Genomic DNA, 26,490 nt, shown 5'->3' with positions numbered 1-26,490 from the left:
AACAAGTAAAAAACTGCAATGCCTTTGCGATAGTTGACTATAAACGCTTGTAGATAAAGTCGGCTTTTTTCTCCCACGCTCCGTTGTTTACAGCTGCTTCTTCTGTAAAATGAAGATTTTTTTCGATCGGCCTGATTGTCACCCGCCATTTTGTAGTTTTCTCCGGCAATATTCGTTCACCTTCAAAAATAAAACGATCGGTTTCCCATTTTCCCCGAAGCGTTCTTGAATTTCCGGAAGGATACAAACCGTAATATAAATAGGCTTTCTCCAGCGGTGAAAAAGACAGATAGCTCACAGAACTATCAACTCCGTTATTTTCTTTTGAAGCAGAGATGCATTGAATATGATTTCCTTGTATGCGGTCACAAATTTCCAGATAAGCAGCCTCACTGCCTTCAACCGTCCAGCGACCGATGAAGATACCAAGCCGTTCCTGTTCGGGGAGCAACTTTTTTTCCTGGCCATGTATGGCAACTAAAAAGAAAAAACTAAACAGAAGTGTGCAAAGAAGTTTCATACGTTCCAAGTTTTACTGTCCGCCCGAAGTGTTATCCAAAAGACTTCAGGAATTTATATATTCTGAATCATTACGTTAGTTTCACCGCAGCTTGAGCCAATGGAAATTATTTCGTTAAGGCTCCTGCACTGAAACCCTTGCCCAGTTCAAATACAGCACCAACCGAACCTACAATACATTCACCACGTTTCAGCTGCACCCATTCACGAATTTGATACACCGGCTCTATGCCTGTACAATGTGCTCCCATAAAATAACGCAAGCCAGTTTTCTTTAATTCATCTGCTGTCCATTTTATCTGCTCATCATTGTTTTCCAACAAATGAAAACCACCAATGGCAGCAAGCAATGGTTGTTGTAAATTATTTTGAATATGTGTGATCGTATTAATCAAACCCGAATGTCCGCAGCCAGAAATCAACACCAGCCCTTTTTCTGTACGTATTACCAGCGACATATCTTCCGGTACAATATCATCAATGGTATTACCCAACTCATCTTTCTTTCTCATCTTGTTTCCGCCCAAGCCATAATTCTTTTCAGGATACTTGCGTGGCACCTGTCCGGTAAGAAAAATTCCGGGATGTATTTCTGTAAACACTTCGTGCACTTGCACAACGGCTCCCGTTTTTATATACTGCAGCGAATCGGTTTTCCGATTGCTGAACTCCTGACTACTGGCGGAAATACGTGTATCAAACAATCCTTTGCAGGCATGTGTAATAGATAAAGCGTTGGGGTTACTTGCTTTCATTGCCGTACGCAGTGGAAGCCATCCCGCAGTATGATCGCCATGACCATGACTCAAGATCAGTTCAGGTATAGCGGAGAGATCAATGTTTAATTCTTTGCTGTTCTCAAGTACCGTTTTTTCACGGCCACCTGCATCAAACAAAATTTTTACAGAGTCTGCTTCTATCAGAGCGGCAAATCCCCATTCACCCACACCCTTCTGCGCAAGCATGGTGCTGAGAATAGTGATCTTTAATTTTTTAACAGTGGCTGTGCCGGGCTTAACCTGCGCAATCAGGTGATCTGCACAAACAATAAACAGCAGCAGCAGCAATTTTCGCATGTTGTTTGTTTTTTCGAAGGATAATATAACATGAATTTTTTAATTTTAATAATAAGTCCTTTTTCAGTTCGTGAAAACAGAAAAAGGACATTCTTACAATCCTTCACAGATCAGATAAACTGGTTTTTATTTTCGGTTACCCATGTTTCAATACTGGTCATTGTTACGGGTAGTTTCTTTAATACATCAGGCATAGCAGACGTATACATTACAGGATATTGTTTGGTGTCTGTTATTTCCTGATACATCGCTTGCGCTCCTTTGCCAGCTCCTTCACCAAAAAGTCCATCGAGTATTTTACCAAAGTCTTTTGGCGGCATCTGCCGGTATTGAATTGGTTTATTTAACCCGATGGAAAATTTCTCTGCCAATTGATTGCCTGTTAAATTCTCTATTCCACTTACCTGGAATGATTCGCCTGCCAGATGCGGACTGTAAACAGCTTCTGCTACAAGTGCGGCAACATCATTGGTGGCAATCCAGCCAACAGGCATTTCTTCGGGTGTTGGATATGTAACGATTTGCTCTGTTTTTACAAAAGGAGCTGTCCAAGGTCCTAATAGATTTTCGGCATATACCGACGGTTGGATGATGATATAGTTGAGCCCGCTTTCTCTTAAATAATGCATAACATCAATCCGGATATCGAGAGAAGGATTCCCGATTTTTACAGGGAGTATATAGCCACTACTATTCCACACAAAAAGTTTAACGCTGTTTTTTACAGCAGCATCAATTGCGTTTTTTGCATAAGTTAATCCATCAAGAGGATTTGAAAGAAAGAACGGAACAAGGAAAGAAACTGCATCAATGTTCTCTGAGATTTCTTCCAGCCTTGTTTTGTCGGCCATATCAGCCAGATGAACTTCTGCACCGGCACTCCTCAGTAATTCAACTTTGTCAGTGCTGTTGGTTGTAGCAGAAACTTCTGCTCCTTTATTTTGTAATGCCCGTATAACCGGAAATTGTTGTGAACCGCCTGCACCGTAAATAAGTACTTTCATTTTTTTAGTTTAATTATTATTTGATTTATCAAAACTAACTAGCTTTGCTATACATTAGTAACTACTATACCTTTGTATACCGGTATACTGCGGTATAGCAAAACATCATCAAATGAAATCTGAAAAAAAAGAGTGTGTTCAATATATTCGCCCGGTGAGGGATGTACTTGATCTTATAAACGGAAAATGGAAGCTTCCCATTCTTATTGCCTTATCGTTCGGCAATAAACGTTTTAAAGAACTTGAACGGGATGTTGAAGGTATTACACCCAGAATGTTGTCGAAAGAATTAAAAGATCTTGAATCGAATCAATTAATTACAAGGACGGTTTACGATACAATGCCTGTTACAGTTGAATATTCGTTAACTTCTTATGGTAAAACACTTGATGATGTAATTGCAGCTTTGAGAGATTGGGGTAAAAAACACCGAAGCCGTTTATTTGCCAGATCCTGAACTGCATAATTCATCGGCCTAGTTCGTGATTATAAGAACTTGATCGATAGAGCGACAGTAGCTGGTTGAAAATCTATTCGCCTTTATGACTTGCAGTAAAACTTGCAAGCATTTGGTTAGTCAAAGCAGAACTCAGCAATGTTGTTCTTTATCAGCAAATTCATTTTGCCAAAGTTGAACTGATTTGTTCCGGCATCTTCAGAAAGTTGCAATGTCATTTTTTTTACTTTGAAAGCATTATGTTTATTGTTGATCACATACGAAATAGTTGGTTCATTGTTCTTGGTAAACGAATGATTCTTTTTATGGTACCCTGCAAGTTTCAAAACAGGAGCAATATCCTCAAGGTCTTTTTGCGTGACTGCTAACTCAATTTCAACAATGCTTTCAAACAACTTCTTTCCTTTCACAAACTCCTTTGAAAGAAATTGCTCCATTGTAATTTCAGCAGAATCGCCGTGTCCCCATTTTTTATAGGTTTCAACCGAATACGAACTCAACATCGGTATAAGATTATTATGCTGCTTTTTACTAATCCGGTCGTGATGATTATATACAATTTCAGTTAATGTAAAATCAGGACCTTCAAAATCATATGAAACAATCGAGTCGTTTGCAACCTTTCGGAATGATTCTTCTAAAATTTTTCCTTGACCCGGTCTTCGTGTTTGGAAAATGACATATGCCGTTCCAAGTTGGGTACCGAAATACCCTCTGCTCGGATTGAAATGAATAAAATTATTTTGGCCATATAGGTAATAGCTAAGCACCAACGGCGACAGCATCATCGTATCATAGTGAAAAGGAGCCAGTCTGCTTCGTATAAACTCGTTTGCAGCCATTTTTTCAAACGAAGCCGAGTCGATGATAATTTCAATGTGGCTAAAGTCTGTCTTAACGGGTTGGCAGAAACCGGCAAAACCCATCAACAAAAAAAGAATGATGATGAATGATTTCATATTGAGTTTATTTTCATTGGTTAAAAGTGAATGTCCCGTAACAAGCAAGCATTGCCGATGCCGGGTATGCTATTTTTCCAGGCAAAGAGTTACCTGGTTTCTTACTAAAGATAAAGGATAAGAATTAAAGCCGGGCTTTATCCAAAGAAGATTCTCCTACGGGGATACGTCTGAAAAAAAACAAAAACTTCTTCTACTATTCTTCATTGCTAATTTACAGCAAGCCGACTGTGAAAAGCAGAGCTGAGTTCTTGCTCCCACTCTTAGTCAATGCCATATCGCTACCTAACAAAAATGCATTGTCAGCAGCTGCTTTTGTGGCTATCCCATTCGCTTCTGTTTAGTACCATATTCAAAGCAGTCCAGTTCTTATTGCCCAACTGAAAATTTGCTGTTTTGGCTTCATTAAAAACAAAGCCAACTTTTTGGTAACAGCAAATTGCGGCTTTGTTCCAATCAAATACATTTAGTTCTACAGTATTTACTGGTAATCTCTCAAAAGCATATTTCAACAGCTCTTTCATTACCTGTTGCCCCACTCCTTTCCCTCTGTTTGAGTTATCAGCAATCAGCAGCTTATCGATCTTACACGTGCCGTCGTTTGCCGATACAATTTCTGCATGACCAACGGATGCATTACTATTCTGATGTTCAATACAAAACGAAATACTACGTTCATCTTCCAGATATTTTTGTAATTGAGCAGTCGTTAAGGGGTAGGTAAATATATTACCAGCTATGGTAACCAGTAATTCCTCATTATCTATCCAACTGATCAATTTGCTAAAATCTGATTGTTGAAATGGCCTAAGCATTATCATAGTATAATTATCATTCAAGATCATCAAACTGCTTTTTCATATCTGAATTCTGCAATACCAGACGGCCCTGTTATTACGTCTATTAATTTCAGTTTTACCCTATGGTCAATATTCTTAAACAACGACCTGCCAGCTCCAAGTATAATTGGGAAAACTGCAATTCTGAATTCATCCACCAGATCTAAGTTTACAAATCCGGTAACTAATTCAGCGCCGCCGTAAAGCCAGATATTCTTTCCGGACTCTTGTTTCAGCTTATTTACGGTTTCTTCAATATTTGATTGAACTACTATCGGGTTTCCTTCGAAATTTTTCTTTGTTGTAGAAAATACATACTTCTTCATCTTATTTAACCCGGCATAAAAATTCTTATCAAAATCGGTACTGTCTTCTGCCGGAACATAGTTACCCCATGTTTCATAACTTATTCTGCCATATAAAACAGTATCGATCTCATTTAAAAATTGCTCAAGCGCTTTTACTCCATCTTCAGTAAATGGGATCCAGTCAATTTCTCTGTTAGGGCCTTCAATAAAGCCATCTAAAGAAGTAGCGACAGATAAGATTACTTTTTTCATTTTCGTTAATATCTTATTGTTATAAAATTTCTTGAACGCAAAGCTATTCACCCGGTATAACATGAAATTGTAGAAATGCGAACTGGCTTTATGGCTTCAGAAAAAAGTCGTTGATATGATTCAGTTTTCCAAAATAGGCTTTTGGTGATTGCCCTGTAATTTGGTTGGATAAATGAATAAGATGCGATTGGTCATGAAATTCTGCTTCGTAAGCACACTCTGTTAACGTTTTTTCAGGATGATTTTTACGGTACGTAATAAAATGACTGTATTTGATAATATTGGAAAACTGTTTGGGGCTTAAGCCAACATATGTTTGAAACGATTTTTCCAGGTGCCTTGCAGATACTCCGGTAATTTTTTCAAGCTGCTTGTTCTTAACATTGCCTTTCTCTTTTATGATCTTTTGAACGGCTGCATCCACATAAAGAAAAGCATCTTCCGGTTTATTTAAGCTGGCTGCTTTCTTTAAAAAAACCTGTTCCAGATTTGCAAATGTTTCATCCGGAGACTCGGAGAAACAACCCCAAAGGTTATCGTTTGGAGAAATATCAGAAAAAGAAATTAAGTTATCTGTTGAAAAAGATGCCGGGAAATTATAAAACAGGTGTTGCGTATGCGGATGAAACCGAACGGCATACAGTACAGCTCCGGGATGGAGTTGTTGCAGATAACTTTTTTTGTTTTGCCCTGTAAAGAAGGCAGACGGGTCTTGAAGCCATTCATCACTCCCGTTTCTTTTCCTGACAGGAATTGAATTGAAATTAAATATGATCTCATGGTGACCATCCGGCAATATTTCTTCGAGGTAAGGTTTTTCCAGTCCCTCAGCCACACGTAAGCACCAAAATGATCTTATGTATTGTGCTAATTTTTCAGGAATATGTGTTTGTATAGAGATCATTGTCAAAAGCTGCAATCAATATTGTACTGCATTTCATTTTATGAATGTGTGTTTGTAAAGGTTGTTACTAAAAATCCCATTGATGATATAGTACACTATGCAAAAAAGAGACCATTTTAAAATTAACAAATCACTATTCTACAAATTCAATTACTGTTACTGTAATTTACCCAATCCATAACCTATGCAAATCTTTCATAAAAGCTTATACGAACCTGATAACTTAGTTGCATTAAATGCTGTTGTTTTTAATTCATCTTTTTAAAAAGAATATAAAGCATTTAACTTGAACTTTCGCCAGCATTACTTACGGGCCGTAACAAGGCAACCAGGAGGATCAGTCCGGCTAACAGCCCCAGTACCCAAACCATCCAATCGAACATGTACCAGCTTTTTGCCTGTGTTTGTAATACCGGGTCTACCTGATCTCTGTAGCCGCTTTTGATCATATCTGCAAAAATGGGCTCTACGAAAAAACCTGCCACAACACCTGCAATAATAAACAAGCTGAGGGCAAGGAGTATCAGTTTTCGGCGTTTAGTTTTCCAGTTCGTAACCAAGGCGACAATAAATAGCAAAAAAGTTATCATTGGAACCGTATCCCAAAATGCGCCACTGTTGTAACCATATTCTCCCTGCAACATAGCAAAGGAACGCGGCGGAGCTGCTGCTAAAGTATTCACGACAACAGCAATAGCGAACAGTTGAGCTCCCACCTGAAGAAGGCAACTTAACACCAGTGCAAGAAGAGTTATATTTTTCAGATTCAGTTCTTTCATATCAGTTATAGAAATTTTACTTTATTAATTTCATTTTTAATTGTTATGGTATGCCGGCAAACAGAATGACGCTGAAAATACAATATACCAACAACGGGAAAAAAGTGATGCCATATTTAACCTAAATAATGATACCTGTTCATTTGAGTTCTGAAAGTATCAATTTTTTTTGCTTCAATGTGTTCTTCATTGCTTTTTCTCTGACTGCCGGGTCATCACTATGTATCAATTCAAAATATTCTGTTGGTACAACTTGCCATGATAATCCATATTTATCTTTACACCATCCACAAGAGCCTTCCTCACCACCATTTTTAGTAAGAGCTTCCCAGTAATAATCCGTTTCAGCCTGATCTTTTGTATTGATAACAAAAGAAATTGCTTCATTAAATTTGAATAGTGGGCCTGCAGCTAATATACTAAACTCCATTCCTGCTATTTCAATTACAGCTGTTTCTATACCTGCATCATTTCCACTTTCGTCACTATCGAACTTGCGAAAATCTTTCAACTTACCGTCCTTAAAAATAGACAAGTAGTAATCTGCCACAGCTTTGGCATCTTTATCTACCCACAAATAGGGTGTAATTTTTTGTGTGATCATGTTTTTAGTTTTGCTGTTTTTATTAGAGTCATTTGTAATTACGTTTTGGTTGATTGTGTTATCTGCCTGATTTGGATTTGAACAGGAAGATGTCAAACAAAAAACGATCGCTGTAAGAAAAAGTAACTTATTCATTTTTGATTTTTGTAAAGTTTTAAATTCGTCAATACCACAGTGAACTCTTCTTGCCCCCTTTCATTGCCTTAATTCGTGAAAACACCAGTCGAGGTATTGACATCTATAGTTGTACCGTGCGTTTAGTATTTGCACTTTTTCGTGCAGCTTCGAGTATTTCCATTACCAGCATGTTGTTTTCAAGCGACGAAAGATCATATAATGGTACTGTAATTTTCGATTGTATAACGGCGGCAAAAAAAGCAAACGGATCATGATAAGGCGTTTTCATGTTGGGCACTGCCAATACTTCTTCGGTATAATCATCGTATCCCTTTGCTTCACGTACACGAACTTTAGTACCATTGTCGGCATACAGCACGCCGGTTAAACCATAGAGCTCCATATCTTTTCGTCCAATGGGCCAGTTCCACGATGCCTGAATAACCACCTGCGCATCAGGATAGGTTACAATGATCGTTGCTTCATCTTCTACCATCGGATTGTTCTCCGCTTGCAGTTGCTGCGTAACGGCGGTAACTGATGTTGGGCGTTTGCCTTTGAGCAACCAGGTGGCAAGGTTGGCACCATAGCAACCGAAATCCATGAGTGCTCCTCCTCCATTTTGCAAAGGATCGGTAAGCCAGTCGAGAAATTCGCTGTTGATGCCGATTTTTTTTGGTCCACGATGTCCATCATGTACTACCAGTTTTCGCAAGCTGCCAATGCGGTTGTTGTGTAACAGTTCGTATGCTTTGTGATTGCTGCTATACCAACTCGTTTCATAATTGGTAAGTAAATGAATGCGATGCTTCTTTGCCAATGCTTCCATTTGCTGCGCATGATCAAGACTTACAGCCAGTGGTTTTTCCACCATTACATGAATGCCTTTGGGTGCGGCGATCTGCACTACTTTTAAATGTTCATAAATGGTGCCGAAAGCTGCTACGGCTTCGGGCTTGCATGCATCGATCATTTCTTCCATGGTATTGTACACCAGTTTCATAGAGAAGCCATGTTGCTTTGCATAACGTTCGGCCAATGCACGGTTGGGCTCCACAATACCTACAATGGTAACATCTGTTTTATTTTCTCTTCCCAATATCCAATGTACATGCGTGTGGGTGAGTCCAACAACGCCTAACCGCAACGGATGTTCTGCTGCCGATGCGTACGACAGTCTGCAGCAAAGTAATAGAAGCAGCAAGCAATTTTTCATATACGAATGGGAATGATTCATTACTAAGTTACACATTGTGTTGATTGATTTGAAGGGTAAGTATTGAGCTGGGGTTAGAAAAAGCAATATAGTCACATCAATAAGTACATAACGGCAATAAACAACAGCGTTATAGTTGCTGCTGTTAAAGCTGTCTTTTTCTTTGCCTCTTGATTGATATTAAAATGGGTTGAAATAGGGGCACTCCATAAAAAGAATAAAAATGCAGTTTTGATCAAGATTGGCACAAGGAAATAAAATGTGTCCCCTTCATGAATGCTTTGATATTTAAAAAAACTATGTGATTGACTAACGCTTAAAATCAAAGAAAAAAGATTGTCTGCAAAAAGAAGTATCCAACCCCATGGTCTCCTTTTTAAAAGCAAAAAGAAAATTATTGGAACATAAAGTAACGTTAACAGTTCTACAAAAAAGAAAATATCAAACCTGCAGTGGCTACACTGGAAAAAATTAACCAGTCGCTTTATTAACTTAAAAAGCGACCAGGCATATTGTATAGCGATTACCAAAAGAAAAATATTGACCCACTTAGCTGGCTCAACTTTTTCACTGGGATACAATACTGGTTCAAATAAATCAACAGCCTTGGTTTTAATTTGATCGACTTTTTCTTTTTTGGCTTTTGCTAACTTTTCAATGTTATGGAAGTAGTCATTGGCTAATTGTACTTCTTCAGCAGTCACTTGTCGCTCACTCAAAATTTGCGACGCCGCTGCCAGAGCAGCCGGCTGGTATGCATCGGGTTGTTTTACAATTTTAAGAAGATCGTAATTAGAATAGTCTTTGTATTGCTCGTAAAAATCAAATTCCATGAGATGACGAATAATATCTTATTCAAGCTAATATACGAACCCCGGCCAAGAATTAAAATATCAACACTGCCACTCAGTAACATGGCATCAATCAATTCTACGAATTTGCCTTAGCAATCTCCGTTAGTTCGTTTTCACTGAGCCCTGCTGTACGCAATACAGACAGGATGAATGCAGTTTTCCGTTTGGTATATTCTTCTCTAGTGATTCCATGTTCGTTAATCAACGATAATTTTAATTCTGAATACTGCTCATCGAGTTCTTGATTTTGCAACAGCGCATCACGGAAAAGTAAATGATTTTTCAACGCCAGACTATCAGCGAAACAAACATAGAGATGCTGTGTCTGCCACTGTTGTTGTGTTACTGTAATGGGTGTAAATGCGGATCGCTGGCGGAAAGCAAAACGTCCTGTAATTCCCTGTTCGCCTTTGTTCACATATCCAATGCGTTCGAGAATTGTTGTTACCTGCTCCAGCATTGATTTGTTGTGAAGAATGATATCAACATCCAACACCGGCTTTGCAAACAAGCCGGGAATGGAAGTGCTGCCAACATGTTGGATATCGATATTGAAATCTTTTAGTTCGCAGGCGAGCACCCGCTTCAGTTGTTCAAATTCTGTTTTCCAATGGAAATCGTATGGTTGGATGAGGGTTGGCATTGTGCACGAAACTATCAATTTTTATTTACCGCTAACTATAAGGATTTTACAACAATCTACTCAACACTATTGGAATATCGCATTTTTAAACTCTATCTTTATTTCACTTTTTCACTCAAACACCGCATTATGAACAAACAATTGCTATTGTCAGCGCTTCTGTTGTCAGCCACTTCCTTATTTGCACAAACAGCTGTAAAACAGGAGCCGAAGTTGATTGCTTCGTTCGACAGTATTCTCAGCAAAGAATTTAAACCCACCGACCCCGGTGCTGCGGCTATTGTAGTACGAAAAGGTCAGGTGATCTATAAAAAAGCTATTGGTTTGGCTGATATGGAATTAAATGTGCCGCTGCAGCCCGATATGATCTTTCGGATTGGTTCCATTACCAAACAGTTTACTGCTGTTGCCATTCTGCAATTGGCGGAGCAGGGAAAACTTTCGTTGCAGGATGATATTAAGAAATATATGCCTGAGCTACCATTCAAAGAAACCATTACGGTTGAGCAATTACTCAATCATACATCCGGGATAAAAAGCTATACGAACAAAGCTGAATTCCCTGCCAAGATGCGGACAGATATGAAACCGATGGAAGTAATTCAATTAACAACCAGCGATACACTTGAATTTAAACCGGGTACAGAATGGAATTATAACAACACGGGTTATGTAATGCTGGGCTACATCATTGAAAAAATCACCGGCAAAAGCTACGAAAGCTATGTACAGCAACATTTGTTTGCACCTGCCGGTATGAGTAATTCGCATTATGGCAGCGAATCGAAGATCATTAAGAACCGTGCAAAGGGTTATGAAAAAGAAGGAACGGCATTTCAACATTCCGACTATATCAGCATGACGTTGCCCTATGCAGCAGGTTCACTTTTATCAACAGTAGAAGATCTCTGGAAATGGAACAAAGCATTGTACAGTTACAAACTGATCAAAAAAGAATCGGTTGATAAAGCTATTACGCCGTACATATTGCCTAATAGCAAATCAACGAACTATGGATATGGTTTATCGCTCAGCAAAGTGCAGGCCAGCAATGCGATTGAACATGGCGGTGGCATTCCGGGTTTTTTAACGGATGCCATTTATTTACCAAAAGAAGACGTGTTTGTAGCACTATTTACCAACTGCGATTGTAAAAGCCCCGATGACATCACTGCAAAAATGGCTGCAGTGACTATTGGTCAACCGTACAAGTTTACAAGTATTCCATTGGCAGAAGCAGAAGCGAAAACATATGAAGGCGTGTACACAAATACCGAAGGCCAGGAACGCATCATCCGTTGGGTGAATGGGAAACTTACATCACAACGTGGCAATGGTGAACAACTCACAATACTGCCGGTTGCAAAAGATCAGTTCATGTTTGAAAACTCATTAAGCAGTCTTTCGTTTCAACGTGCATCAGGAACAGTTACTGGCGTTGTGTTCAAATCCCGACAGGAGGAAATGAACTGGGCAAAAACAAACAAGCCTTTACCTGCTGCTGTTACTACCACGTTTATAAAAGTTGAAGGCGCTATCCTCGATGGATATGTGGGCAATTATGAATTGGCACCTGGTTTTGTTTTAACCATTACACATGAAGGCGATCAGTTATTTGCACAGGCAACGGGTCAGCAAAAACTTGAATTGCAAGCCACTTCTAAAACACGATTTAAAACAAAAGGAATTGCTGCGGATATTGAATTTAAACAGGACGCTTCAGGTAAAACAGAATCGTTGATCCTGTACCAGGGGGGACGGGAAATGCCTGCTAAAAAACAATAAAAAAAACTTTTAAGATAACCCGATAGGTGCAAGCTAATAAAGAATGTGGGATGGATGATGAAGAACAAAAAAGCGCAGACAAATTTGTCTGCGCTTTTTTGTTCTTAAATTTTAAAAATTCCGCAATCATTACCATATTTTATACAGCACATAATTTTTTAACTGGTACATTGACAATGCTGTTTGTGCCGATACAGAAATTTCAATGCCGGGCAACAGGTCTTCTTTTTTTGTTTCGGTAAACGCCATCGACTGTCCGCACACAATAAACTTTACACCCAATTTTTTCATTTGTTCGATCAACTCCACATTCGGATTATCTTTCTTGTATTTTTTCTGATAAGCAGCATTTGACTTCACTGTGTTGAGAGCGGCAGAATGAATCACCACGACCGGCATGATGCGTTTGACAGGTATACCACCTGCTGCATGCAGATTTAAACGTCGTGCAATTTCTGCTAACCCATAACTTATTTCATGGGATGCTGAGTCGGGATTGTTTTCTACAAAGTCGAAAAGTAATTTATAATCCATATTCGGATCGGGTGTTTCCGACACATTTGCTACCGGTGCCACTCCGCTGTTTTCACCCGCTTTCAATAATGGGTACATAGCCGTTGCCGACATCTTCTCCCATTTTACATTTTCGATGTGTTCTTTCTCAAGCTTGGCCGAATCAGTTGCAAATTTTTCATGCAGTGTTTTCATTTTCGTCATTCGCATACTATCGCTCTTTGCCGATTGTGCTATTGCGTTGTTTATAAAAAAACAAAGAGATAGAAACAGAAACAGATGTTTGATCATACTGGTGATTTTAGTGTTGGTTTTGAATGTGGAAATTAAATGTACTGTTTTTATTACAGGATTTTTACTTGTGTTGCAGGAGCAGCGGTTCTTAAAAACGAAAAGCCTCCCGTGTGGGAGACTTTTGATATTACTTCTTATTTCAGTTTAACTGATAATTGAAATAAATTATTGTGTTGGCTTACTGTTCAATGGTGCTCCTACTGCAATATCGCAGCGATGCCCGGGTTGTCCGTGCGCCGGATTTAAACCTGCCTGTGTGCCCGATGATGCAGGCATAACAGCTGGTGGTGGCGGTGTTGGCTTGATCAGCGTTTGTTGTGGCGGTGGCGTAGCCGATTGGCCCGCCGGACTATTCAATGGTGCACCTACTGCAATATCGCAGCGATGCCCCGGTTGCCCGTGCGCCGGATTTAAACCTGCCTGCGTAGTGGCAGGTGCCGTTTGTTGTATTGGCTGTGTGGTTGTGGTATTGGTTGCCGGTGTTGTTGCAGGCGTTGTTGAACTGCCTTCTTCCATACCGTTACTGCAGGCAGCCAGTATTGAAACGAGCAGCAAAGCAGGCAATAGTTTATACGTTTTCATTTGTTTCGTTTAGTTGAATGAACCTGTAATTTACGCAAGTTTTGGCAAAACAGGTAATTCGGTAAAAAGGGAGAAGTGTTTCTGTTTGAAAAGCTGAAAACAGCTGCCCATGTTTTTAAGTGGAATGTTGTGTTGTTAAGTCATCCCACATCGTATCAATATTATCAGAGAAAACCAGATCAGCAGATGCAGTAGTGATCAGCCAGCTTCCTTCTGCAATTTCTTCTTCCAGTTGTTGCACATCCCAGCCACAATAACCAATGTACAGTTTGATGTCGTTGATGGCAAGTGTACCGTTGTTTACCAATTGAACCGCTGTTTTAAAATCGCCATTCATATACACATTGCTGTCGATCAGTTCGCCTCCTTCAATAAATGCAGGTTTACGATGCATAAAATAAATTTTATCCATTTGTGATGGACCACCGATGTACAAAGGAACAGGTAATGCATGTTTAAATTCTTCCAATTCATTGAATCTTCGTTCAAACTGTTGATTGATGATATAGCCGATCGTACCTTTTTCATTGTGCTCAGCAATTACGATCACCACTTTTTCAAAATTGGTATCGTTGAGCAATGCAGTACTGATGATTACGTTGCCGGTATGTATATTCATTGGTAAAGTATTACTAGAAAAGATAAGTCAATCAAATTCGAAATACAAGAACGGTCATCATCCTTCGCTTTGTTACTTCGTTTTGGCATCAGTTTTTTGCGGCTGTTTTATAGATCCGTTCGAGCATTGCATACAAGTCGGGATGCCTTGCCTGCAACAAGGCCGGTTGTTCGAAAAAATATTCAGAGATCACAGCAAAAAACTCAACGGTACTGGTGGCGCCGTACATATCAATATCAGATCCGTATGTTTTAATTTGCTGAATGGTTGTTTCCATCAGGCTCTTCCATTGAGCGGTGTACTTTCGTTCGAGAATTATTTCGGGTACACCATCCATGGTTCCATCCATTTTATCAACCAGGTGTACAAACTCATGAATAGCCGTGTTGCGTGCATCGTTGTTATTGATGAATCCCTGCCGTAGCTGCCATTTGGTCAATACCATTACATGTTGCAGTGCACCGGTGCCCACCATACCTGCATAATTTCGATCGTCGCCGTGCTGATCAAATTCGTCATTGAATGCACCGGGGTACAATAACACTTCGTGCAGATTGATATATTGCCAATCGGATATTGCAAACACGGGTATAACAGCACCTGCTGCAATAAAGATGCGGTCCATATCTTCCACCTCTGCTTTTACACCGGTAATTTTTACAGCAGCCAGAAATTGCTCCACCCGTTGTTCAAACGCATCTTTGCCTGCTTCATCGAGCTGGCGATAAAACTTTACATAATCATTCAACAGTTCTTTATAATTCTCCGGCAGTTGACTATGATGTTTTGCACGCCTGATGCGGAATGCGATCAAAATGGTCAATACCAACAGTAACAGCACAACCAATATTTGAAATACCAATACCATAATGTGGTGAAGTTAAAGCTTCTTTGTGGAGTAGGATTTTTTGAAACACCTGACGTATTGAGCAGACAATCTATCAGCTTTTTGCAGCATTCATTGTTTCCAGAAATGCGTTGCGGATGTATGCAATATCCCGGTAAAGAATTGTTTCGTTTACGGTAAACTGTGTTTGATTATTTTCATTGGGTTGGGGTATCTTAATATTGTATTGTTTGTCGAGCAACTCCTTTACACGTTTGCCGTTTACTTCATTACTGAATTGTACAGGGTAAATATTTGTACCAGCTTCAAGTGCAGTAACTGTAATCAGTTTTGTTTTATTTAGTGTTGTAAACAGATGGTTTGCCTGTTTTACAGATTCCTGCAATCGTGTTTCTAATCCTTCCATCCGATGCAGTACCATGGCTGCATTTGTCCAGTTACCAAATATACTTCCTCCATGTATTTTTACCAGGTGTGGTATCTGATCAATAACTGATGCATCGCCGCATAAGATGGCCCCGCCTGCAGCGCCAAGGTATTTGTATAATGAAATATAGATCGTATCAAAAAAAGAAGCATATTCTTTTATTGTTACTCCAGACCATGCTGATGCCATGTAAAGCCTTGCACCATCCAGATGAAGTTTTAGTTGTTTGCTTTTACAATATGCACTGATCTTTTTTATTTCATCCAGTGGAATCATGCGGCCATTCATCCGTCGTACAGGATTTTCAATTGATACTGCCCCAATACCACTGGGAAATACTTCTTCTTCTTGCAATGCTTCCACTGCCGATGTTAATTCTGCTGCCGTAAAATACGTTTTACCCTTGGCCAACGGCATCAGTCGCTTTTGAAAAACCGATTGAGCCGCATCAGCTTCATCTCTGTACACATGGCTTTCGTCCTGTACAAAAACTTTGGTATTGTTACCACTCAATACAGCAATGGCTAATTGATTGGCCATTGTACCGCTTGGCAGAAAAATAGCTTTCGCTTTACCGGTAATACTTGCGAACTTTTTCTCTAACGCTGTTACTGCACCACCCTGCCCGTAAACATCTCGTTCAATACTTTGTTTGCTGTTGATCTTTTGCAACTCCTCGATATACATTGCGGGAGAAAAAAATTCTCCATCATAAAAAAACTTAATGATGGATTCGTCAGCATGCACCGTTTTATTGTTTGATGCAGGGGATGCAGTTGCTATTGCCGGAACAAGAGCAGGGAGCATGACCGTACCGGATGCCTTTAAAAAATTCCGCCTGTTAACAGATGACATGTAGATGAAGTTTTGAACCATCAAATTACTAAGAATAATGAAACCTTGGTCGATTCTGTTTTGGATATGATTCTATTTTGCAAGAAGAAGCTGACAGGAATTTTTATTGCAGTTTTCTTACAGCAGATCAGGTTAGTTACTATTGCATCAAAAAAAGCCTCTGCTGTAAAAGCAGAGGCTGTATCGCCTACAATGACCTTTCTTTTATTTCGACGGATGAATAAACAACCGGATCTGCTGCTCACTACCCTGCAACTTCAGGTAATACAAACCGGATGGTAATGCTGATACATTGACAGTATTCACCTGTTGCGTAAGCAATCCTTGTTTCACCACTTGCCCATATGTATTTACAAGACTGTAGGTTGTTTTTTCAGTAATGCCTGTTATCCGCATCACATCCTGAACAGGATTGGGATACACACGTGCAACTGAAACATCTGTGCGGCTACAGTTGACTGTTACCACTTGCGAAATCGTTTCCTTTCCATTGTAGTCCACCTGACGTAAACGGTAATACAGTTTACTGCCATAGGTCTCATCGCTGTACATATACTTTTGTGCTGTGCTTGTACTGCCAGCTCCTTTTATTTCAGCAATGGCTTTCCAGCTTTGTGCATTACTGCTTCGTTCCACCACAAAGTGACTGTTGTTTTCTTCGTTACCTGTTGTCCATTGCAGCAATGCATTCTTACCAATACAACTTGCTGCGAAGTGAGTAAGTGTTACCGGCAATGTTCCACTGCCATTAATAGAGTATGCAGTACCTGCACCGGGCCAAACGGTATTATTGTCTTGTGCAGTAGCAATGTTGGATGCATGCGTAGTACTGTTTATGCTGATAAAATCTGAAGTTCCGTGTGTTAAGGCGGCAATAGAAAAACCACCATTGAAATCATTTCCGTTTCCATAAACAAACATAATGGCGTTTGTAGTTTCAAACAGCCAGATCTGAAACCGTTTATCGGCCGCACCGGTATTCCCTAAATACGATAAGTGGTAATCAACTATCAGTTTCCTGCTTCCTGCGGCACCGGTTACCTGATATTGAACAAAGCCATCGGCATCTGTATAATTATCATCCCAATAAGGTACAAGATAGGGGCCGACAAGATTGCCAATTACATTGTTAAAATCAGTAACGGCAGGTCCGCCAAACTGGAAAAGACCATTGGATGTAACACTGAAATCAGTGTAGTTGGCTCCTCCGTAGTTAAAAACAAACCCAATGTTGGTTAATGCCGAAGCATCATCATCCATAAAACTACCCAGTAAATTTGTAAAGGAACCACTTGTTTCCAAGGTATTACCGTTTGTAGAACCAAACGTGTACATATTAACCTGAGCATGAACATTGCTGATGGCTGATGCAATTAAAAACAGTGCGATCAAATAACGTTTTTTGAAAGCAGACAGAAACTTGAAATGATTCAGCCTGCCAATTTTTAAAATTGTCGACTGAGAGGATAAAGGTTGCATTAGGATTTGGGTTTAAAAATGTGTGGATATTGTTTTTGATAAATATTCCGGCTGCATCGGTTTACATTAAAAATGAAACTGATTATGCAACAGCTTAAAATTGATCAATAAAATAAAGTGTAAATTTTCCCTCTCATGGGGTAAAAGAAGAATGTTGACATTGGATATTGGTTTTACAAATGATTAGACATTCAAATGTAGATCACTGCTTACTATAATCAAACAGCAGTTGAAGTTTATTCCAGCACTTATAGGTGTTCATTGCCTTTATTTTTTGAAACTAAGAGTTTGTGTGTACAGGCACTTCGTTAATCTTTATACTGTCTTTACTGTATACTACACGAATTGCAGAGGGCTGGCAACAATTTGCACAAATGGTTCAGGCAGCTGCAGCGCCCCGCCCTCTACTCTGCTTTCAAATCCTTCAACCTCGATTTTGCTTTGTTGAATACATTGCGGCCTTTATCGATACCGCTGCGCAAACGCTTTTGTTCTTCTTCGGGCAAATGAATAAACTCATGACATTCTTTGCTGCAGGTGCCTTCCATTTTCTCTTTGCATTCATCGCATTGGATAAACAACAAATGACAGGCATCGTTGACACAGTTCACATGTGTATCGGCTGGTTTACCGCATTGATGACAACGGGCAATGATCTCTTCGGTTACACGTTCGCCTAACCGTTGATCAAATACAAAATTCTTCCCGTGAAATTTATTATCAAGCCCTTTTTCTTTCACCTGGTTTACGTAGTTGATAATGCCACCTTCAAGATGAAACACATTTTTGAATCCTTTGTGCAGCATGTAAGCGCTGGCTTTCTCACAACGGATGCCACCTGTGCAATACATGATAATATTCTTTTCCTTATCGGCATCCATCATATCGGCTGCCATGGGCAATTGCTCCCGGAATGTATCGCTGGGGATTTCTATTGCAGTTTCAAAATGTCCCACTTCAAATTCGTAATGGTTACGCATATCGATTACAACGGTGTTGGGATCGTTGGTGAGTTGATTGAATTGCTCGGCGTTTACATAACGTCCACGGTTAGCCATATCAAAATCGGGATCATCAATTCCATCTGCTACAATTTTGGTTCGCACTTTTATATCGAGCACATAAAAACTTTTCCCGTCATCATCTACCGCCACATTCAAGCGAATACCGTTGAGTGGCTCAATAGCATCGAGATACTTACGGAACGCCTCCATATTTGCAGCAGGTAAACTGATCTGTGCATTGATGCCTTCGTGCGCCAGATAAATACGACCCATTACGCCGACTGCTGTAAAATCTTTGTACAACTGATCACGAAACGCTTTCGGTTCGTCGATCTTGAAATAACAATAAAATGAAATGGTAGTGCGGGGAGTAGGATCGTTTAAAATACGTTCTTTCAACTCCTTACGGGAGATGCGGTTGTGTAAGACGGCCATGGTTTGAATTTTAGTTCAGTAAATCTGCTTTGAACCCCAATTGCAGGTTGGGCAAAATCCGAAAGCGTGGCAAAGATAAAAAAAGAAACAATTGATAAGGCAAGCAACCGGTTCAAGGCGAAAGGCAGAAGATATAAGGAATATTACACGAGAAAGAAGACGGAATGCTATTGACCTTGATGATTCTGTATGAACAATCGTCCATGGACTGTTGACCATCGACTGTCGACCATTCAACTAATCATTCCCCCCACCACCACCAATATTAAACGTAGTACCAAAACGAACTTCGGTGCGTGGTTTACTTCCTTGTGTGTAACCTGTTACAACGTCTACACTAAAAAAACGAAAGATGTTTTCGAAGCCTGCGTGCCATTCTGCATAAGTTTGACCTGGCAACCACAATACCGATGCGCCAGCAACCAAATGCCAGTTGAGTTTTTTAATACCGGGAATTTTGTTTGTCAAAAATCCATTAAAATGATGTTCTGTAAACACGGCTGTATAGAAATCGTCAGCATTGCTGAAACGGTAATATTGCGGCAATTGAAACGTCGTTAAAAAATCGGTGGACAGTAACAAACGGTTACCGGGAAAATGTTTCATGTCCTGTATATACAATGCACGGCTGTTGGTAAAGCCACCGGTTTGAACTCTGTAATTAAAACGGCCTGCTAATTTCAAATTGAGATTATCTCTGATTGCAACCTGCCATTTATCATAGTCTACATCACTACCCAAAAAATCTGCGATCCCCTTGGTGTATTGCGTACTGAATGTGGGCCATTTGCTGCCAACGTTTATAGTACGATCTGGGTACTCAACATATTTTGCACCGGGTTGAAACGTTACCCCTACTGAAAGAATAGCTGCCTGATGTGCTGTAAAACTTTGTGTTTGTAATTCAATGGGGTAATTCGGACGGTATGGACGTGTACTCTTTTTATTCCATGAATAATCGGTTGTATTCTCAAGCGGATGACGATCCTGGTACTGGAGATTAGCCGTTACCGTTAGTCCGCTTCCGATGCCCTTCGAAAAATTGACACGTACATAATCAGCCAGGTAAAGTTTCAGGAAATTATTTTTATACAGGAGCGATGAAATGGTATTGGACAACGGGAGAATCGGCTCATCGTTATTGAGTTGAAACGGACGCTTGCCACCGCTGATACTTACAGATGAAAAGAACCGTGTGCCAAAATTATAACGTGCCGTTCCCCAGGCATAAAACTGTTTGGTATTAACAGCATAACGAAGATGAGGAATCAATGTAAGATTTTTACGATCAGTAAATTCTTTACGAATAGTGACTGGCAGATCCAGTGCCACTCCCTCAACTGTATTGAAGCTGACGAAAGTCAACAGGCCCGGCACACTATAACTGATTTTTTTGGTCTGTTTGTTATACGTTTTACCGGTATAAATATGACTTATCTTAAACTTATTATTCGCCGCATCGATCGAATCAAGATAGGCAGGATCTTTTCGTAACTGCTCCAGGCTGTCTTTCTTTACATAATCGATCTGTTCAGCATTTGTCAATGCAAGCGGACGGATACTGTCCCAATATTCAATTGACTTCTTATTGCTTCCCTTTTCATATTTGAGAATGGTATTATCAAAATATTTTTTTTCAAACACCGGCTCTGTATTAAAGTTGCGATACACATTGGCAAAACTTCCATACGCATCGAAGCCCAGCAGCTTAACGGCTGGATACAAGATCTGACTTTGCACTACCCAATGCTTTACCGCAATTTTTTGATAGAGTTGCTCAATACGCAGTGTGTCGGCAAAATTCATCTGGCTCTGTTTGGTAAGCATCAATTCCAAACTGTGGATACGCCACTCATCTTCCACAATATTGATATAACCGGTAAAGCATGGTTCGTATCCCCGCTTGGCAATTACTTTTATTTTGTTGATGAGTTGCCCATCTTCGCTGAACGCACCTTCATATTTATACTTGTAGAAGTACAATGCATTTTCGGCAATGGGCGAAATAAATCCTCTTGGATTGAGTGAATTACTGATCTGCACATTGTTATCATAAAACGAAAAGAAACGTGCTCCTGCAAAACCAAAACCATCACTTTGTCCGCTCACTCTTGTACTCAGCACATCCACTTTTACTTTGTTGGGCTCATCAACAGATAATTTTGAAATGGTTTCAGAGAGATACAGCATTTTTTGTTTACTGGTATCGCCATCTTCAAAATCTACTTTTTGTCCCATGAAGCTTTTTGGGAAATCACGCAGGCTCATAGTGCCCTTGCTGTACACTTCACATTCGTAGCTTTTAATTTCGTTGAGATGTTCCTTGCGCTTTTTGATCGCATTGCGAATAATGGCATAGGCAGGATCTTCAGCACCCGCTTTTACCACTACTTCACTTAAACTGACGGATTGTTCTTTCAACACAAAATTCACCTGAACATCTTCATTGGTGATGGAGATCGTTTTTTCCTGGCGTTCGAACCCAACGTGTCTGCAAATAATGGTGTAAGTGCCCGCCGGTAACTGCAAAAAATAAACGCCTTCGTTATTGGCGGATGTTGCTTCTTTTGAACCTTTGATCGTGATGGATGAGTAAGGAAGTGGTTCGCCATTTTGATTGGTAACCATGCCGGTGATCTTTCCGGCTATTGATGAAACTGTAATGCAGCAAGTAAACAGAATAAAAAGTAAGGAGCGCATGATGTACGAAAATACTTCTGCCGTTGTTAGTAAAAAACTAATTCTTTATACGGTGTGAATTATATAACGAAACAATGAAAAAGCATAACATTCAGTTGGCTTTTTTCGGTTCTATTGTTATATCAAGCTGTAGCAGGTTTGCTTTGCCGCAGGTACGAGCCACTCAACGCAGCAAAGCCTCCCACCAACGCCGCTACCAAACCGGTTACACTCATGATCAACGCATGCGAATGTGATTTGAACAACAGTTCAGCGATCTTCATCGAAAGAATATGTTGATTTTCCATATCAATGTACAACGCTAATACTACCCATAATACAAACAGGGAAAGAAAACCTGCAAGAAAAGCTTTCAACGGTTTTTGGGGAATAGCAACTGCAACAATAAATGCTGCAATGGCGATGCTCCACCAGGGAAAATAAAATCCGGCGGCATAACTTAAAAGGGCTGTGAGGATAAAGGCAACTATAAATTTCATGATCGTTTTGTTTGTGTTTATGCCTTTGTTGGTCGCCTGACCAACAAAACAAATTATGCTTTCTTAAATGTCATTGTCCATTTTACATTGTTACTTTTCTCCTCACCTTTCTTCATCATCCATGCTTTGTAATAACTGCCGCTGGCCCATGTGTCAATAAAGCTATCATAGTACTTACTGCCGGGGTTTCCACTTTGTCCGCCGGGATACACCACATAAGCTTCCGTTTCGCTAGTAAGATGAACGATCATGCGCCAGCTCGGCCCGTGACTATGTTGTGTGGCATTGATCACGTGTTTACCACCGCCGATCTGTAATCCTTTTCTTGCAAACGGCATCACCGCATCTTTCAACATGTGGTACACCGTTGTATTTTTATGCGCTGCCCATGTAAGCGTATTCTCTTTTTCCTTTTGCAGCAATGCTGGTGTTGCCGCTTTTAACGAAGCCGCAAACATGTCGAAAATCGTTTCTTTATTGGATGTTCGTATATCATCCAGAAAAACAAAAGCAGAATCTTTCGTTAACGCATCGGCCAATGTAAATTCATAAGGCCATTCATACACAACTGAATCCTCTTGTGTTAATTCATCGTACCACACTCTTCGCTCTAAACTGTCGTACCAGACCTGGAACACCGTTGCTGCTTTTGAGTCAATACTATTCTGCATGTCCCATGTTTTGATCATGCTGAAGAAACGTTTATCATCGCCACCCAATTCAGCCTCGTTGGTATATTTCAACATCAGCTTGGTAACTACTTCTGCCAACGGATTATAATTCACAGCCTGTAACCGTTTCATATCATCGGGTGTAATATTATTCATTGCTGCCAACCGCTTGTTGATCTCCGAACCACGATACACATCATAACCACCGGGAATAAAGTACGGATAGTTTCCATCAACCGGACGTTGATTGGCACTGCTCACAAAACCACGTTCCGGATTTACCGAATGCGGGTTTTCATTGAGCGGAATAAGACCCTGCCACATATAACTGCTGTCCTGCCCCGGCATTACGTACAAACCCTGCCGGTTCCAACGCAAGGGAAAATGTCCCTGCTGCCAAATGGCAATATCACCCCGCTTACTTGCAAAGATCATGTTCTGTGCAGGCACGGTGAAGTATTGAATAGCCTGATAATAATCTTCGTAATTTTTGGCACGATCGAGATAATGCCACATCAATAATTCATTGCTGGGATCGTGTGCGATCCATCGTGTAGCAATGGCTTTGTTATTGGTGAGTGGTGTAGAAAAATCTTCATCGTACGTAACAGGACCAAACACGGTATAAGAAACTGTATCCAACACTGTTGCCTTCCCTTTTACTTTGATCTCTTCTACACGTTGTGGTGCATCTCTCCAATCGTTATCGAACCAATATTGTTTTTTAGTTTCATCTTTAAACTTGATCTCGTAAAAATCACGCACATCTCTTCCTGCATTCGTAAAACCAAATGCAATACTGTCGTTAAAACCAATTACAACGCCGGGTATGCCGGGAAACGAAACACCATAAGCATTCATGTTGTTAGTAGTAATTTGCATTTCGTACCAGATGGCAGGCAAACTCAATTCCAAGTGTGGATCGTTGCTGAGTATAGGCGCACCGCTTTTTGTTTTTGCACCACTCACTGCCCAGTTGTTGCTGCCGTTATCTTTTGATGGCTGATCAATCATAGCCACTTTCAGTGCAGAATCTTTTTGTTGCAGATACAACGAATCAACACTTGCAGGTGCAACAGCGATCGCACCTGGCTTATCGAACACGGTTCCTTTTGGAACAATGGGATCTAATGAATCCTGCAATTGTGGGTAGAGAACTTCGATCTCATCATCTGAAAAAACTTTTTTCAATGCAGTTAACGGAAGATCATCAACTGAAAAAGCCAATGTCTTCGTCATTTGTTTGATGAAAAGGGCGGTTTTCAGATTTGTCCATTTCTCCGGTTGATAGCCGAGTATTTTATATTCAATGGGCAATGCACTCTTGTTAAGCGTTTCGATATACGCATTGATGCCTTTGGTGTAATTATCTACCGAGAGTTTGGTAAACTCATTTGCTTCCATTTCTTTCAACATATTCTCCGCTGCAAATACCATCCCGATGCGACGTTGCTCTTTATCGAAGTTGATCGCACGTTCGCCGATGATCTCACTGATACGTCCGGCAGCAGCATGTGTTGAAAATTCCATTTGCCATAAACGAAATTTTGCATGCAGATAACCTTGAATAAAATACGCATCGGCATCGTTGTCTGCTACTACATGCGGCACCAATCGTTCATCAAAATATACACTTGCATTACCGTTGAGTTGCGGGAAGCTTAGTTCCTCATTAAAGTCATGCTCTGCTTTTTCTGCATTTTGCCAAAAGCCGTGTTGCGGACTTAAAAATTCACCCAATGCAGGTGCCGGGCCAATTCTGGTGTTCAGTGCGTAAACGAGACCAATGGTTACAGCAGCGGAAAGAAGGAATGGGATCAATCGCATAGTGAATGGGTATAAAGGCGGAAATTAAACAAAAAAGAATTGCCTGACAAGGATTGTAAATTTAGGCTTGTTTAAAGGGTTGACAACCTTGCCAGCATAAACTATTAACACATTTAATCTATTTAAAGGTTGGTAACCCTAATCCACCGCAAGCATACCCACTTTGTGGTATTGTTTCGTATATCGTTTTTCCTTCACTTTGCACTATATTCATTAGCATCTTATATTTTTTTATAGTGGTCGTTGGCTGATCTATGATGAACACCTCATCAAATCTTGGTTTTTAAAGTAAGCAGGCTCTCTTATTCAAGAGAGCCTTTATTTTTGCAATATGGAACAGGATTCAATTGACGTAAAGAATATACTTGGCTTACAACTTCCCTCCGACCCACGTTGGGTTGACCTTGCCTCTATTTCGCTGGAAGATATTTTAACCGACCATGCGTATTGCGAACAGAAAGCAGCCACTACCTGCATTACATTGATTCAACGTTACAGCCAACATGAATTATTGATCACTGAACTGGCACCGATCGTTACGGAAGAATGGGGCCATTTCCGTGCAGTGCTGGCAGAGTTGCACAAACGTGGATTGAAACTAGGCCGCCAACGAAAAGATGTTTATGTAAATGAATTGATCGGCTTTCAGGTAAAAGGCGGACATCCCGATGACCGTTTTCTGGATGACATGTTAACGATGGCGTTGATTGAAGCCCGAAGCTGCGAACGCTTTAAACGTTTAAGTGAAGGATTGGATGATGCGTACATGCGGAAATTCTACCGCAAGTTTATGGAAAGTGAAGCCGGGCATTACACATTGTTCATTACCATGGCCGAACATTATCTCCCCAAAAAGAAAGTACGTGACCGATGGAAACAATGGTTGGTATTTGAAAAAGATTTGATGAACCGCATGGAAATACGTGGCGACAGGATTCATTAGAAATTTGAATCCAGGGTTGCCAACTTTTGGAAGGTTGGCAACCCTTTCTCGCTATACGTCTGACCTTTGGTACCGACGAAAAAAGGGTAACACATTTCTGTGTTACCCCGGGTATGGGAAGAGTACTTCAGCATAGGGTTTTTATAAATTAGAAACGGCCACGTTTACGGTCTCTGCGGTCTTCCTTACGGTCACGGATATCTTCTCTTCTGTCATGCTTATCTTCTTTACGGTCTCTTACATCTTCACGACGGTCACGCACATCTTCGATACGATCTCTGCGACCGCCATTGTGTTTTGCATCACGAACATCTTCTCTACGATCACGAACGTCTTCACGTTTGTCTCGTACGTCTTCACGTCGATCTCTTACGTCTTCACGACGGTCAACACGGTTTTCTTTACGGTCAAGCTTGCGCCTGGTTTGTGCAGTTGATTCTTCAATTGAAACAACAAATGCTGCTACAGCAACTACGGATAAAATGATGAGCTTCTTCAT

26 protein-coding genes are annotated in these 26,490 nt (G+C 40.3%); 3 read left to right on the top strand and 23 right to left on the bottom strand.

What is annotated here, in order from left to right; translation table 11 throughout:
• Positions 1–37: 37 nt before the first annotated feature.
• The 3 genes from WG989_RS15195 to WG989_RS15185 all read right to left on the bottom strand — a co-directional run bounded on the left by WG989_RS15195 (position 38) and on the right by WG989_RS15185 (position 2,599).
• On the bottom strand, positions 38–520 hold the full coding sequence (locus WG989_RS15195) for a hypothetical protein (RefSeq protein ID WP_340430655.1): 483 nt from the start codon (positions 518–520) through the stop codon (positions 38–40).
• Between the two features lie 106 nt (positions 521–626).
• Positions 627–1,595 (bottom strand): MBL fold metallo-hydrolase, encoded by a 969-nt coding sequence (locus WG989_RS15190; RefSeq protein WP_340430652.1) that lies wholly within the window; start codon positions 1,593–1,595, stop codon positions 627–629.
• A gap of 110 nt (positions 1,596–1,705) precedes the next feature.
• Positions 1,706–2,599, bottom strand: coding sequence for an SDR family oxidoreductase (locus WG989_RS15185; protein ID WP_340430649.1), 894 nt, complete (start codon positions 2,597–2,599; stop codon positions 1,706–1,708).
• 112 nt (positions 2,600–2,711) lie between these two features.
• Here WG989_RS15185 and WG989_RS15180 point away from each other — a divergent pair, with 112 nt between their 5' ends.
• On the top strand, positions 2,712–3,056 hold the full coding sequence (locus WG989_RS15180; protein WP_340430646.1) for a winged helix-turn-helix transcriptional regulator: 345 nt from the start codon (positions 2,712–2,714) through the stop codon (positions 3,054–3,056).
• 116 nt (positions 3,057–3,172) lie between these two features.
• On the opposite strand, the gene WG989_RS15175 is transcribed toward WG989_RS15180, so the two are convergent.
• The 9 genes from WG989_RS15175 to WG989_RS15135 all read right to left on the bottom strand — a co-directional run bounded on the left by WG989_RS15175 (position 3,173) and on the right by WG989_RS15135 (position 10,531).
• On the bottom strand, positions 3,173–4,015 hold the full coding sequence (locus tag WG989_RS15175) for a DUF5829 family protein (RefSeq protein WP_340430643.1): 843 nt from the start codon (positions 4,013–4,015) through the stop codon (positions 3,173–3,175).
• Between the two features lie 302 nt (positions 4,016–4,317).
• Positions 4,318–4,854, bottom strand: coding sequence for a GNAT family N-acetyltransferase (locus WG989_RS15170; RefSeq protein WP_340430640.1), 537 nt, complete (start codon positions 4,852–4,854; stop codon positions 4,318–4,320).
• A gap of 5 nt (positions 4,855–4,859) precedes the next feature.
• Positions 4,860–5,414: a dihydrofolate reductase family protein gene (locus WG989_RS15165; protein ID WP_340430638.1), complete on the bottom strand. Its 555-nt coding sequence runs from the start codon at positions 5,412–5,414 to the stop codon at positions 4,860–4,862.
• Between the two features lie 88 nt (positions 5,415–5,502).
• Complete coding sequence (locus WG989_RS15160; RefSeq protein ID WP_340430636.1) at positions 5,503–6,318, bottom strand: DUF6597 domain-containing transcriptional factor; 816 nt, start codon at positions 6,316–6,318, stop codon at positions 5,503–5,505.
• Positions 6,319–6,599: 281 nt separating this feature from the next.
• On the bottom strand, positions 6,600–7,097 hold the full coding sequence (locus WG989_RS15155; RefSeq protein ID WP_340430635.1) for a hypothetical protein: 498 nt from the start codon (positions 7,095–7,097) through the stop codon (positions 6,600–6,602).
• A gap of 139 nt (positions 7,098–7,236) precedes the next feature.
• Positions 7,237–7,836, bottom strand: coding sequence for a VOC family protein (locus WG989_RS15150; RefSeq protein ID WP_340430633.1), 600 nt, complete (start codon positions 7,834–7,836; stop codon positions 7,237–7,239).
• A gap of 103 nt (positions 7,837–7,939) precedes the next feature.
• Positions 7,940–9,034: a Gfo/Idh/MocA family protein gene (locus WG989_RS15145; RefSeq protein WP_340430630.1), complete on the bottom strand. Its 1,095-nt coding sequence runs from the start codon at positions 9,032–9,034 to the stop codon at positions 7,940–7,942.
• 92 nt (positions 9,035–9,126) lie between these two features.
• Positions 9,127–9,867, bottom strand: coding sequence for a hypothetical protein (locus WG989_RS15140; protein ID WP_340430628.1), 741 nt, complete (start codon positions 9,865–9,867; stop codon positions 9,127–9,129).
• 97 nt (positions 9,868–9,964) lie between these two features.
• Positions 9,965–10,531 (bottom strand): GrpB family protein, encoded by a 567-nt coding sequence (locus WG989_RS15135; RefSeq protein ID WP_340430627.1) that lies wholly within the window; start codon positions 10,529–10,531, stop codon positions 9,965–9,967.
• Positions 10,532–10,660: 129 nt separating this feature from the next.
• Here WG989_RS15135 and WG989_RS15130 point away from each other — a divergent pair, with 129 nt between their 5' ends.
• Entirely contained in the window at positions 10,661–12,316 is a 1,656-nt protein-coding gene (locus WG989_RS15130) for a serine hydrolase (RefSeq protein ID WP_340430624.1), read from the top strand.
• Between the two features lie 129 nt (positions 12,317–12,445).
• On the opposite strand, the gene WG989_RS15125 is transcribed toward WG989_RS15130, so the two are convergent.
• From WG989_RS15125 to WG989_RS15080, 10 genes are all read right to left on the bottom strand, one after another.
• Positions 12,446–13,120, bottom strand: a complete 675-nt coding sequence (locus WG989_RS15125) for a DsrE family protein (protein ID WP_340430621.1) — start codon at positions 13,118–13,120, stop codon at positions 12,446–12,448.
• A 168-nt stretch (positions 13,121–13,288) separates the two neighbouring features.
• On the bottom strand, positions 13,289–13,705 hold the full coding sequence (locus WG989_RS15120; protein ID WP_340430618.1) for a hypothetical protein: 417 nt from the start codon (positions 13,703–13,705) through the stop codon (positions 13,289–13,291).
• 115 nt (positions 13,706–13,820) lie between these two features.
• Entirely contained in the window at positions 13,821–14,324 is a 504-nt protein-coding gene (locus WG989_RS15115; protein ID WP_340430615.1) for a YqgE/AlgH family protein, read from the bottom strand.
• An 88-nt stretch (positions 14,325–14,412) separates the two neighbouring features.
• A complete protein-coding gene (locus WG989_RS15110; protein ID WP_340430613.1) occupies positions 14,413–15,192 on the bottom strand; it encodes a M90 family metallopeptidase in 780 nt (259 codons plus the stop codon).
• Positions 15,193–15,265: 73 nt separating this feature from the next.
• Entirely contained in the window at positions 15,266–16,453 is a 1,188-nt protein-coding gene (locus WG989_RS15105) for a threonine aldolase family protein (protein ID WP_340430610.1), read from the bottom strand.
• A gap of 204 nt (positions 16,454–16,657) precedes the next feature.
• The gene (locus WG989_RS15100) at positions 16,658–17,845 is read right to left on the bottom strand and encodes an NIDO-like domain-containing protein (RefSeq protein WP_340430608.1); all 1,188 of its coding nucleotides are present in this window, start codon (positions 17,843–17,845) and stop codon (positions 16,658–16,660) included.
• 491 nt (positions 17,846–18,336) lie between these two features.
• The gene (trhO, locus tag WG989_RS15095; RefSeq protein ID WP_340430605.1) at positions 18,337–19,371 is read right to left on the bottom strand and encodes an oxygen-dependent tRNA uridine(34) hydroxylase TrhO; all 1,035 of its coding nucleotides are present in this window, start codon (positions 19,369–19,371) and stop codon (positions 18,337–18,339) included.
• Between the two features lie 237 nt (positions 19,372–19,608).
• Positions 19,609–22,071, bottom strand: a complete 2,463-nt coding sequence (locus WG989_RS15090; protein ID WP_340430604.1) for a DUF5686 and carboxypeptidase regulatory-like domain-containing protein — start codon at positions 22,069–22,071, stop codon at positions 19,609–19,611.
• A gap of 122 nt (positions 22,072–22,193) precedes the next feature.
• The gene (locus WG989_RS15085; protein WP_340430602.1) at positions 22,194–22,550 is read right to left on the bottom strand and encodes a hypothetical protein; all 357 of its coding nucleotides are present in this window, start codon (positions 22,548–22,550) and stop codon (positions 22,194–22,196) included.
• Positions 22,551–22,603: 53 nt separating this feature from the next.
• Complete coding sequence (locus WG989_RS15080) at positions 22,604–25,048, bottom strand: penicillin acylase family protein (RefSeq protein WP_340430601.1); 2,445 nt, start codon at positions 25,046–25,048, stop codon at positions 22,604–22,606.
• 331 nt (positions 25,049–25,379) lie between these two features.
• Between WG989_RS15080 and WG989_RS15075 the strand changes: the two genes are divergently transcribed.
• Positions 25,380–25,991 (top strand): MiaE family protein, encoded by a 612-nt coding sequence (locus WG989_RS15075; RefSeq protein ID WP_340430599.1) that lies wholly within the window; start codon positions 25,380–25,382, stop codon positions 25,989–25,991.
• Between the two features lie 148 nt (positions 25,992–26,139).
• Here the strand turns inward: WG989_RS15075 and WG989_RS15070 are convergent, their stop codons facing one another.
• Complete coding sequence (locus WG989_RS15070) at positions 26,140–26,490, bottom strand: hypothetical protein (protein ID WP_340430597.1); 351 nt, start codon at positions 26,488–26,490, stop codon at positions 26,140–26,142.

This window comes from Lacibacter sp. H407 (assembly GCF_037892605.1).
In the GTDB taxonomy this organism is placed as follows: domain Bacteria; phylum Bacteroidota; class Bacteroidia; order Chitinophagales; family Chitinophagaceae; genus Lacibacter.
Note: the sequence above shows the minus strand (reverse complement) of the source record. Positions and strands in the feature narration are given on the sequence as shown.